The organism is Streptomyces sp. ISL-66, assembly GCF_018614135.1.
Classification (GTDB): Bacteria; Actinomycetota; Actinomycetes; order Streptomycetales; family Streptomycetaceae; genus Streptomyces.
The window spans coordinates 35,913-45,706 of the sequence record NZ_JAGGOW010000036.1 but is presented as its reverse complement, the minus strand read 5'-3'; the positions used below and the strand labels follow the sequence as shown (position 1 = coordinate 45,706).

Genomic DNA, 9,794 nt, shown 5'->3' with positions numbered 1-9,794 from the left:
AGCCGGGCGGCGTCCGGGGCTTGCCCACCCTCTGTCCGGGGTGTATATCGGGATGAACTGGCGCAGTGCCCGGGGTTGTCCGGGCCCTGTCCGGGCGGTTACAGGTTCTTGATGGCCGCCATGAGGCAGTCGGCGTCGTAGCCGCGGACGCGGCCCTTGCCGGGGATCTCGACCTTGTCGGGTCGGACCACGCCAGCCGCCCGCAGTGCGTCGCCGATCTCTCCGGCCGGCATGTTCAGGGCGGTGGCCAGCTCGTCGATGTGGATGGCGTGGCGGCCCATCTCGTTCATGACGTGGAGGCAGCTCGCGACGAACGCCCGCTGCTCGTCCGCGAGGGCCTGGTACTCGTAGCGGTTGAGCGCGTCACCGCTGAGGGTGCCGGCGGTGATACGGAGCTGCTTGCCGCGCTCGCAGATCTTTGCGAAGTCGGGCAGGTCGATGACATCGCCGCGCAGGGTGCGGTAGCCGTCCTCGGCTCCCTCGTCGAGGACGAAGATCCCCTTCGAGCTTTCGAGGAGCGCGTGCGGGGTCGCCCCGGCCTTGACGGCTTCCTCGCCGAGGACCATCTCTGAGCTGTTGCGGGTCTTGGTGCGGAACGAGGCCCGCTTGATGCACACGTCGCGGAGCTCGGTCGGGACGCTGCCGGCGTCAGGCCGCTGGGTGATGTAGAGACCCATGCCGAGGACGTAGCGGGTCAGCCGGTTGAAGCGGGCGAAGATGTCGACGAGGGGCGCCTTCGCGGACACCATCCGCGGGTTGTCGGACTCGTCGTCGGGCATGGCCATCTTGGTGACCGCGGCCCCGTCGAGGAGCTCTTGGAGTTCCTCAACGATGAGGAGGACCGGTCCCATGCCGGCCTCGGCAAGCTCGGGGGTGATCTTCCCTTCCGGGACCTTGTGCGGCTCTTTCTCGAACAGCTGGTCCAGCTCAACGCCGCGTGCCTGCATCTCCTCGATCGTCGACGTCATGAGGCCGAAGATCTCGCGGATGGTGTCCGGGTCGGAGCCGGCGATGTAGCGGTGCGCGATCTGCTTCAGGGGCGCCCAGTCGGGTCCGGTCTTCCCGGTGATGACGATGATGCGGACGGTCGGGTCGAGCGCTGCCGCGGCGGCGATGAGCCGGGCGAGGTACGACTTGCCATAGTCCTGCAGGCCACCGATCAGCATCGACGACCAGATCAGCCGCAAGACCTGCCGGGCCTGGCGGGCGTCCATACCGAGGGGGATCCCGTCGCGCCAGAAGTGCCACCGGGGCGCGTCGATGAGCTCGCTGTGCACCTTGGAGCCGGCGAACGGGGTGGGGCTGTCGGCGACCCACAGGCGGACCATGCCCTCGTGGGCGGCTTCGGACGAGTCGGGCTTGCACTCGAGCTGCAGGCCCTTCTTCCGCAGAGCGCTGGCCAGCTCGCCCACCTTGGAGGTGGCCTCGATGGCCTTCATGCCTTCGGGAAGTTCGATGGTGGCTGCCCATCCGGGGCCGTCGGGGCGGATGCCGCCGAGGATGCGGGTCTCAGCGCGCCGGCCTTCGGTGACGATGCCAGCCTTGATGAGGGTGGTGATGAGGTCGTCCGCGCCGCGGACGCCGGAAGGAGCCGCTACCCCGGCCACAGCGAGAGGTGCTGCCGCGACCGGCGTGGTCTGCTCGTCGGCGACGCCGTGGCGGATGCCGTACAGGTACGCGCCGAGCCCGGCGGCGAGGGTGACCCAGAACCCGCCGGAAAGGGTGCCCGCTGTCGTGGCGGTTGCGGCGGTGATCCCCCACATGCCGGTCTTGGTGGAGTAGATGAGGCGGTGCCGCTTGTAGGCCTGGCGGAGATCCGTCTTGCGCTGCTCGAGGGCCGCATGTTCGGCGACGTCCTCGCTGGCTGCGAGCGTCTGCCGCGCGGTGGAGATCATGTGCGGGTAGTCGTCGCGGTACCGGTCGAGCCAGCGGGCGGCGAGGCGTCGGTAGCCGCGGCTGGCGAGCGGCGCGTACAGGTGGTGATCCTTCGCGTGGTCGACGGCAGCCTCCAGCCAGGCGGGCAGGGCGGCCTTCTCGACGGCGGCGGGCTTCTCGACGACGACGCCCTCGAGGGGGGCCGGCGGCTGCTCGGTGACGAGGGTCAGGTGCGGGTGCTCGAAGGCGGTGGACATCTGGCTCAGCCCTCCTTCTTTTCGTTGACGGCGTTCCGGATGCGGCGGGCGTACACGTGGCTACGGCCAAGGAGCTTTGCGACTGCGGGGGCGGAGAACTGGGCTTCGCCGACGAGGGTCAAGTACTCCCGCGCCCGATCGATGTCGGCCTTAGCGAGGGCCTCCGTAGCGTCCCTGCGAGGCGCTCGCCCGGAGGGCTGCTTATCAAGCCCCCCAAGGGCTGTAGGAGTCTGAGGCGGGCGCTGAGGCCCACGCTTGGCGGGACTACCGCCGGGGTCGTCGTCGCCCTTCGGGTCGGTCGGAAACAGCTCACCCAGGAACCGCTCGACGGCGAGTGCTTCGGCGGTGTTGTCGGCGCGAGACATAACTTCGCGGATGGCGTCGCGGGCATCGGCCTGGCCGACGAGAGTGTCCGCAGTAACGGAGACTGGGAGGCCGTGTTGGTTGGTCCAGGCGCGCTCCCATGCCGCGTCCCGGTCGATCTTCCCGAGCGGGTGAGAAATCATGATTCGGCGGTACTCGTTGTACTCGTCCGGGAACGTCTTCCTGCGATCCGCGTCCTGCGCTGCCTCAGCCTTGGCGGTCGCCCGCTCCGCTCGCGCCTTGGCCTTGTCCGCCGCCCGCTCGGCCACGCTCCGGTTGTCGGCAGCGGTTCGCGCCTCGATGAGCTCGCGGACCTCCCACAACACCGGCCCAAAGATCGAAGTGGATGCCAGAGCCCATCCCGCGATGGGACCGAACATCTCGGCACCCTTGGTGCCGTTGATGAGCCCCGCGTACCCGGCAAGACCAAGGGTGAGGATCCAGAACGGCCAACGGACGAAGCCTCGTCGTGCCGCCCACTGCGTGCCCTTGACGCTGGTCCAGGCGAGCAGTTCCAGGAAGAACGGCACCGACAGCAGGTACCAGGCGGGTCCAGTGTCCGGCTGGTCTTCGGCGCGGAGGCCAAGGAAGTAGGCGATCAGCGACGGCAGGGAGGCGAGCAGGCCGAGGACGACGAGGGTGGTGACGAGCTGCTTGAAGGCGACGCCCTTGTCGAGTCGGGCTTCGGTGCGCTTCTCCTTCCGCTCGGTCGCATCGTCGGCCGCGTCGGCCTCAACTGCGGTGAGCTGCTTGAGGAGGCGGGCCTGCTTGACCTGTTCGGCGATCTGCTCGGTCTCGGTTCGGGCCGCGGCGGCCACGGCCTGCTGGGCGAAGGCGGCGGTCTCCGCCTTCAGCCGCTCCGCTTCCGCGCGGGTCTTCTCGGCATCTGCCTCGCGCTCCTCCCAGGAGCGGTATCCGCTGCTCACGGCGTGGTCCTTTCGGGTGTCAGGCGGTTGTGTGGTGGCGGGTGGGGGGGATGCGGTGGCCGTCGAGGAGTACGTCGACTGCGACGGCTGCGGCGACGAGCGTGAAGATCAGGACTCGGGTGCTGGCAGTCGGGGTGATCCCGAACAGCCAGGCGAAGCCGGCGAAGAGGCAGAAGATGCGGGCCTTCGCGATGCTGGCGAGCAGGCCGGGACTCACGACCAACTCCAGGGCTCACCGAGCTTGGCGGCCAGGAGAGCAGAGTCGCCGATCTGGCGGGCCATGGCGGCCCACTTGCGGTCCCAGATCTTCAGCCGATCGGCGGCCCGGTGCAGGGCTGCGCCCATGTGCTGGGCCGTGTTGGCGTTGACCTTGAACGGGTCACCGCCGCCGCAGTTCAGGACCGGGGAGAGCGTCGCCGACTCCTGCGGTGCCGCCTTCTCCAGCTTGGCGCGGAGCTCGGCAACACTTCCGTAGGAGTAGCCGTGCCGAGTGCCGCCGTGCGAGATGGACCAGCCCATGAGGGCCTCCTCGGGATGGATGAGGGCATGACGGTGCCCTCGAAGGTGGTGGGATTGGTTCCTACGTGTTGCCTCGGGCCGCCTTGCGGCGCTCCCGCGCCCGCTTGTCGTTCACGACCCGGCGGGCACGCTCGCAGGTCCTGCAGCCTCTAGCGCCCTTCTTATCGATGAAGAGGTTCGCGCCCTCGAAGGGGTGCCCGCGCTTGCAGTGAGTCTTGCTGGCGATGGGGTGTGTGCCATGCCGTATGGCGTCGAAGGAGTTCTCAGAGGCGGTGCCCCACGCCAGATTGTCGAGCCGGTTGTCTGTGCGAACTCCGTTGAGATGACGCGCCTGATGCCCTGGCTGCGGTTCACCGAGGAAGGCCCTGGCTACCAGTCGGTGCACTTGGTACGTGGACCGGATCCCATGAGAGTCCTTCAGGGAGATCCTCAAGTAGCCGTGCTTGCCAAGGTTCAAGCGCATGAGCCGAGGACCCCGCCTCCACCCCGTTGGGTAGATCCGCTCTTTGCTGAAGATCCGCCCTTCTGAGCTGACGAGATACAGGCCCTCGAATCCGGGGACAGGCAGCCATCTCTCATTTGCCTGCGAGTCGACGGGGGGCTGCTGCAGGGTCATCTGGTCCCCTCCTGGGCCGGGACTGTCCCGGGCTCCCCTCACCGCCCGCGCCTGTCGGGCGGATCGGGCAGCCGGTCAGCGAAGTTCGCGGGCGAGGACTTCGAGGGACTCCGCCTCGCGCTCGTCCTTGCCGATCCTGCGGTTGGTCTTCCAGGCCTGCGGCAGGCTGAGCTTCTCGATGCCGTAGTTGTTGCGCAGCCCCTTCATGGCCAGCTCACGCGACCCCGGCCGCCCGAACTGGACAGCGTGCACCAGCTCGTGCACGACGGTCTCGTCCAGCCAGTGCTGAGGGTGCGAGATCAGACCGCCGGCGTTGATGACGACGAGCGTTCCGGCCGAGTCGAGGGCGGTGATGCCGAGATAGCCGACGGCCGACTCGCTGTACCGGGGACGGCAATCGACCCCAAGGGCCCTCTGTGCGGCCTGCGTCATGACCTCGGGACAGTGCTTCTGGGCGGCCACGACGATTCGGGTCGGGGTCATCCGCTCCCGCATCCGCTGCTGCACCAGCCGGGCGGCCTGCTCGGCGATTTCCTCGACGCGGGCCAGGAGCGGGGCGTACCGGCGGTGTAACTGGTAGCCGGAGACGTCCATCAGGCAGCAGCCTGGGTGCGGAGGGCGTCGAGCTGGTCGACGAGGGACGGGCCGCCGGGGTGGGCGATGTCCAGGGCGTGGGCCCGGGAGCGGACCGCCCGCATCCCGGCCTTGCTGCCGACGAGAGCGGCGGCCAGATACTCGCTGATGGCGCCGGCGTGGATGGAGGCGAGCGCATCCTCGACGGTCATCGAGCTGCGGCGGGCAGTCAGGCTGGTGACGGTGCTGGGCATGGCGGTGGTCCTTCCGGTGGTCAGGCGGGGTGGGGGTGGGGCTAGCTCCAGTCGACAGAGCCGGGCCCGTTGCGCTGCTCGTAGTCCTGCCAGAAGTGGGCGGAGCGCTCCTTGCTCTCGCGGTGGAGCCGCTTGAAGTCGTCCTCCATCTGCTTGTCGAGCCGCTCGTGGAACTCTCGGGACTTACGGTCGGCGCGGGAGTCCTTGCGGGGCGGCTCGGCGCCCTTCGGGTACTTCGGGGTGAACAGGCCCATGACGGTGCTCCTCGGTGGTCAGCGGGCGATGAGGTCGACGCGACCGGCCTCGACGACGACGGCGAGGTGGCAGGTGCCGCACTCCCAGTCGTCCGAGTCGCCCGTGATCGTGAGTTCCATCGGGCTGCCGCAGCAGGTGATCGGGATGCCGTTCGGGACGTCCTCACCGATGCGAAGGTCGGATGCGGCGATGATCTCGGGCATGTCTTGCTCCTTATGGTCAGGTGGCGGGGCAGGGTCAGGTGCTGGTCTTCGCAGTCCTCGGCCCACGACTGGTGGCGGTAGCAGGTGACGCGGTCGTCGGCGTGCATGCCAGCTTCCTCACGCATGTCGTCGGCGTGCAGCGCTGCGGCGAGTTGGGCCTCTTCGGGTGTCTGCTTCATCAGGCACCGTCCGGGCGGGGCATGGCACGGCACTTCTCGGCGTGGGACTGGGCCCAGTCGCGGGCCCTCTCCTCCGCCTGGCTGACGTCGAGCACTTCCTTGTAGGTGCCGTCCCATTCGGATCCGGTGCCGACCCAGTGGCTGAACTCCTCGGAATCCGGGCAGCCGCTGCATGCTGCAGCCGTAGCGAACGGTTCCGGCGGGTTGAGAAAGTTGAGTCGGTGGGTGAGGTCGACGGTGGCGCCACCGACGGTCAGGTAGCGGGCGATGACGCCCTCGGGCCAGGTGGTTTCGGGCATGACGGTGCTCCTCGTTGTTCAGGCAGGGTGTGCTAGCGGGGTGATGACGGGCTTGGCCAGGTCGCGGTGCTGGAGCTCGACCTGCATGCCGCGGCGGGTGAGGCGTCGGGCGAGGTAGTGAGCGACGGTCGCACTCCGGTGCCTACCTCCGACACAACCGACCGCAATGACGATTTGGCTGGCGGACGGGCCTTTTCGGTACGCCTGCACCTGAGCCACCGTCGCCTTCATCAGCGGCCGGATCCCGGGGGTACGCAGGACAGCCAGGCGAACAGGACGGTCAGCCGCAGTCATGTGGCGCAAGCGGGGGTCGACGTGCGGATCCCGAAACGCGTGCCGCAAGTCGAGAGTGATCGTCGCCTCGGGCGGGGTGCCATGACCGTAACCGAAGGACACGACCACGACGTCGACGGCGGGCATCACGCGTACCGGTAGTAGGTCTCGCCGAATGTCCGCTGGAACTCGTGGGCCATCTGGTCGGCCATCTCCTCGGCCACCAGGGCCTCGGGGGACGACAGACCTCCGCCATCATCCGTCAGACGAAGAGCCTGCTTCCGAGCCCGGGCAATCTGCCGGGCCATGGACTTGCGGTCGCCGGGCTTCTCCCACGAGATACGGATCTTGGACATGGGCGTACTCCTCAATGGCTGGGTGGATGATTCAGCGGTTGGTGTGCGGGCCGGCGCCGGTCGCGGAGCCGAGCTGGTCACGCTGGGCGCCAGCGGACTCGGCACGCTGGGCCTGCGCGGCCTGGTAGTCCTGGCTGCAGGTCTGCGCGGTCGCGGGCCGGTCGATGATGCTGTGGCCCGACTGGGCGGAGGCGGCCATCAGGCGGCGCTCAGCTGGCGGACGTGAGAGGCGGCGGCGGAGACGATCCAGGCGACGGCGAGACCGGCCGGGTCACCCGAGGCCTTCGCAGCCGAGACGAGCTCTTCGACCGTCGCGTCCGCCGCAGCCAGCACGGTGCGGGCGATCTCGGGGAGTGCTGCGTCACCGGGCCGGATGGACAGGCCGAGCATCTTGGTGAAGACGTGGCCCTGCCGCATCTCGTAGGCGTCGATGCGGTTCGCGTAGTCGTCGAGGATGGCTCGGCCGTAGCCGACGGGGAGGCGACGCCGGTCGATCTGGGACAGGTACTCCTCGGCGGCGGCCCGGATGAGGCGCTGCTTACCGGAGGAGGTGCGGGCGAACGCGGCGATGGCGTGTCGGGCCCGCCCCGTCTGCGTCATGGTCGGCTGCTCGACGAGCCACGGCTGGCCGGCGCGCTTGATCCCCGCGGCGATCAGGCGCCGGACCGGGGAGGGCTGGGACTGGGCGGCCGGGGCGCTCATCGGACGTCCTCGGCGGCGAGGCGGAGCAGGGCGGACAGGTCGCCGAGGGTGACGCCAGCCAGCAGCGGCAGCAGGGTGTCGAGCGTGTCCTCGACGAGCTGGTCGACCTGCTGACGGGCGACGTACACGCGGCTCTGGGTGTCGACGAGGCGGCGCTCGGCAGCGGTGCGGGCGTCGTGCGTCTCCTGGCTCGGCTCCAGGTACAGGATCCGGTCCCGGTCGCGTTCGGCTTGGGAGGCGGCCGTCTGGAGCGGGGCGATCAGCTTGCTGCTGGCACGGCTGAGGAACAGGCGGGTCAGGCGCTCGCTGGCCGGGGCCTCGACGGGGAAGCCGGTGGTGTCCGCGATGGTGGCAGCGACCTGCAGCAGGTTCTGCGCGGTCGGGGCAAGCTGGCCGAAGCCGTACTTGACCTCGAGGAGCGCGAGACGTTGCGTCTGGGACGGAGCGATCACGAAGGTAGAGTTCACGGAAGCCATCAGGGGTCCCTTCAAAGATCCTGGTGGTCAGGCCCTGGCGTGGGAGTGGAGTCCCTGCCGGGGCCGTTCTGTTTTGTTCTGGACGCGCCGGTGGAGAGGCGCTGTGAAGCCTTCCGGCGGTGGAGCGCCGTCGTCTTCAATAACCTCATTGAAGACCCATCGAGGCGCCATGTCAACGCCCCCATTGAAGATGCCCGAAATCGGCTCTACCCTGAGGCCATGACCGACACCCCTACAGAGGACGCCTCCACGCAGCCACTTGTCGAAAACCTGGCCGAGCGCTTCCGAACCACCCGCGCACGCCGTGCCGAGATTGCCCTGGAAGACCGCAGCCTCAAGGCCATCGAGAAGGAGATCGTGTGGATCCTCTACGAGGGACGCACCTGGAAGCAGGTCGGCGAACTGCTCGGGTTCAGCGGCTCTCGCGCAGAGGCCATTGCCCGCAGTCGGTGAAGTCGTTGTCTGCATGCTTCGAGTCAACGCCGATCGAGCCTGGCTGACGATGCACTGCCGTCGCAGCGAGACTGCCGCGATCATGCAGTGACTGTGCAGGTCGAGAGACACGAGACCGCGAGGGCGACATTGTGGAAGTCATCGACACCTGGACCGGGCGCACCGCCTCCCAGCTGCAGGCCGCGCACCGAATGTCTGGTGAGGCCTTCGCCAGACGCCTCGGTGTTGCACCCCGGACCGTGGCGAGCTGGCACGCGAACCCGGACGTGGTGCCGGTGAACGAAATCCAATCCGCCCTGGACACTCTCCTGGAGAAGGCCCTGCCTCCTGTGCGCTTACGGTTCGCCCGCCTAGCCCAGCCGCCCGGCGACACCACGGCCCAGGCCCTCCGTGTCGCTATTGCCGTGGTCCTCCGCGGTGCCGAGGTACTTCTCGTTCAGCGGCGGGACGGCGGCGATCTTTACTGGCAGTTTCCCGCCGGCGTCGTAAAGCCAGGCGCCGAAGTCGCGGCTGTCGCAGTGAGGGAGACGCGCGCCGAGACGGGCGTGCACTGCACCGTCCGCGAGTCGCTCGGCTCCCGACTGCACCCGGCCACCGGCGTGCAAGCGAACTACGTCCTCTGCGAGTACCTGATGGGCGAGGCCTCGAACCTGGATCCCGCCGAGAACGCGGAGGCAGCGTTCGTGCCCGTCGCCAGCCTGACCCGCTTCATTCCCGCCGACCGGATCTACCGGCCGGTCCTCGATGCCCTAGGGGTAGCTGCATGAGTGAGACGACCGAACAGCCGCCGCGCGTGTCGATGGCGGTCATCGCCGACGGCGACCGGTTCCTGATGATCAGGAGGCGGCAGCGGGAGGGCAAGCTGTCGTGGGCGCTACCCGGCGGCGGCATCGAAGCCGACGAGTCGGCGGAGCAGGCCGCAGTCCGGGAGGTCGCCGAGGAAACCGCGCTCGAGGTCAAGGCCGTGAAGGTCATCGGGGCCCGCATCCACCCGGACACCGGCGCGGATATGACCTACGTGGCGTGCAAGGTCGTCGCCGGCGAAGCGCGAGTCGAGGACGCCGAGGAGCTGGCCGAGGTCGCCTGGGTTTCACTCGACGAGATTCCGGCCTACGTGCCGTGGGGCCTGTACCCGCCCGTACAGGAACACCTGGCCGAGCAGCTGACCGCCTGACCCCGAACGCAAGTGAAGGCCCCCCGCCGTGATCGGCGAGG

Annotated in this window: 18 protein-coding genes; 3 read left to right on the top strand and 15 right to left on the bottom strand. The window is 68.7% G+C overall.

Features of this window, described 5'->3' with window-relative positions:
• Positions 1-98 precede the first annotated feature (98 nt).
• The 15 genes from J7E97_RS08090 to J7E97_RS08020 form a co-directional block, all read right to left on the bottom strand.
• The gene (locus tag J7E97_RS08090) at positions 99-2,132 is read right to left on the bottom strand and encodes a hypothetical protein (protein ID WP_215023880.1); all 2,034 of its coding nucleotides are present in this window, start codon (positions 2,130-2,132) and stop codon (positions 99-101) included.
• Positions 2,133-2,137: 5 nt separating this feature from the next.
• Positions 2,138-3,421: a hypothetical protein gene (locus J7E97_RS08085; protein WP_215023878.1), complete on the bottom strand. Its 1,284-nt coding sequence runs from the start codon at positions 3,419-3,421 to the stop codon at positions 2,138-2,140.
• A 19-nt stretch (positions 3,422-3,440) separates the two neighbouring features.
• Positions 3,441-3,638 carry a hypothetical protein gene (locus tag J7E97_RS08080; protein ID WP_215023876.1) on the bottom strand — a complete coding sequence of 66 codons (198 nt, stop codon included), beginning with the start codon at positions 3,636-3,638 and terminating at the stop codon, positions 3,441-3,443.
• Positions 3,635-3,940 (bottom strand): hypothetical protein, encoded by a 306-nt coding sequence (locus tag J7E97_RS08075; RefSeq protein WP_215023874.1) that lies wholly within the window; start codon positions 3,938-3,940, stop codon positions 3,635-3,637. Before J7E97_RS08075 ends, J7E97_RS08080 begins: the two co-directional genes overlap by 4 nt.
• Before the next feature lie 61 nt (positions 3,941-4,001).
• Positions 4,002-4,556, bottom strand: a complete 555-nt coding sequence (locus J7E97_RS08070) for an NUMOD4 motif-containing HNH endonuclease (protein ID WP_215023872.1) — start codon at positions 4,554-4,556, stop codon at positions 4,002-4,004.
• Positions 4,557-4,631: 75 nt separating this feature from the next.
• On the bottom strand, positions 4,632-5,150 hold the full coding sequence (locus J7E97_RS08065) for a hypothetical protein (protein ID WP_215023870.1): 519 nt from the start codon (positions 5,148-5,150) through the stop codon (positions 4,632-4,634).
• Positions 5,150-5,383 (bottom strand): hypothetical protein, encoded by a 234-nt coding sequence (locus J7E97_RS08060; protein ID WP_215023868.1) that lies wholly within the window; start codon positions 5,381-5,383, stop codon positions 5,150-5,152. Before J7E97_RS08060 ends, J7E97_RS08065 begins: the two co-directional genes overlap by 1 nt.
• A 41-nt stretch (positions 5,384-5,424) precedes the next feature.
• Positions 5,425-5,637 (bottom strand): hypothetical protein, encoded by a 213-nt coding sequence (locus tag J7E97_RS08055; RefSeq protein ID WP_215023866.1) that lies wholly within the window; start codon positions 5,635-5,637, stop codon positions 5,425-5,427.
• Positions 5,638-5,655: 18 nt separating this feature from the next.
• Positions 5,656-5,841 (bottom strand): hypothetical protein, encoded by a 186-nt coding sequence (locus J7E97_RS08050; RefSeq protein ID WP_215023864.1) that lies wholly within the window; start codon positions 5,839-5,841, stop codon positions 5,656-5,658.
• 178 nt (positions 5,842-6,019) lie between these two features.
• Entirely contained in the window at positions 6,020-6,319 is a 300-nt protein-coding gene (locus tag J7E97_RS08045) for a hypothetical protein (RefSeq protein WP_215023862.1), read from the bottom strand.
• Between the two features lie 18 nt (positions 6,320-6,337).
• On the bottom strand, positions 6,338-6,739 hold the full coding sequence (locus J7E97_RS08040; protein WP_215023860.1) for an RNase adapter RapZ: 402 nt from the start codon (positions 6,737-6,739) through the stop codon (positions 6,338-6,340).
• Positions 6,739-6,948 (bottom strand): hypothetical protein, encoded by a 210-nt coding sequence (locus J7E97_RS08035; RefSeq protein ID WP_215023858.1) that lies wholly within the window; start codon positions 6,946-6,948, stop codon positions 6,739-6,741. The genes J7E97_RS08040 and J7E97_RS08035 overlap by 1 nt, the downstream gene beginning before the upstream one ends.
• A 31-nt stretch (positions 6,949-6,979) precedes the next feature.
• A complete protein-coding gene (locus tag J7E97_RS08030) occupies positions 6,980-7,147 on the bottom strand; it encodes a hypothetical protein (protein WP_215023856.1) in 168 nt (55 codons plus the stop codon).
• Positions 7,147-7,650 (bottom strand): hypothetical protein, encoded by a 504-nt coding sequence (locus J7E97_RS08025; protein WP_215023855.1) that lies wholly within the window; start codon positions 7,648-7,650, stop codon positions 7,147-7,149. The genes J7E97_RS08030 and J7E97_RS08025 overlap by 1 nt, the downstream gene beginning before the upstream one ends.
• Positions 7,647-8,126 (bottom strand): hypothetical protein, encoded by a 480-nt coding sequence (locus J7E97_RS08020; RefSeq protein WP_215023853.1) that lies wholly within the window; start codon positions 8,124-8,126, stop codon positions 7,647-7,649. Before J7E97_RS08020 ends, J7E97_RS08025 begins: the two co-directional genes overlap by 4 nt.
• Before the next feature lie 219 nt (positions 8,127-8,345).
• Between J7E97_RS08020 and J7E97_RS08015 the strand changes: the two genes are divergently transcribed.
• The 3 genes from J7E97_RS08015 (at position 8,346) to J7E97_RS08005 (ending at position 9,753) form a co-directional block, all read left to right on the top strand.
• On the top strand, positions 8,346-8,579 hold the full coding sequence (locus J7E97_RS08015; protein ID WP_215023851.1) for a hypothetical protein: 234 nt from the start codon (positions 8,346-8,348) through the stop codon (positions 8,577-8,579).
• 131 nt (positions 8,580-8,710) lie between these two features.
• A complete protein-coding gene (locus tag J7E97_RS08010) occupies positions 8,711-9,346 on the top strand; it encodes an NUDIX hydrolase (protein WP_215023849.1) in 636 nt (211 codons plus the stop codon).
• Positions 9,343-9,753, top strand: a complete 411-nt coding sequence (locus tag J7E97_RS08005) for an NUDIX hydrolase (RefSeq protein WP_215023847.1) — start codon at positions 9,343-9,345, stop codon at positions 9,751-9,753. Before J7E97_RS08010 ends, J7E97_RS08005 begins: the two co-directional genes overlap by 4 nt.
• The last annotated feature ends 41 nt before the right edge of the window (positions 9,754-9,794 follow it).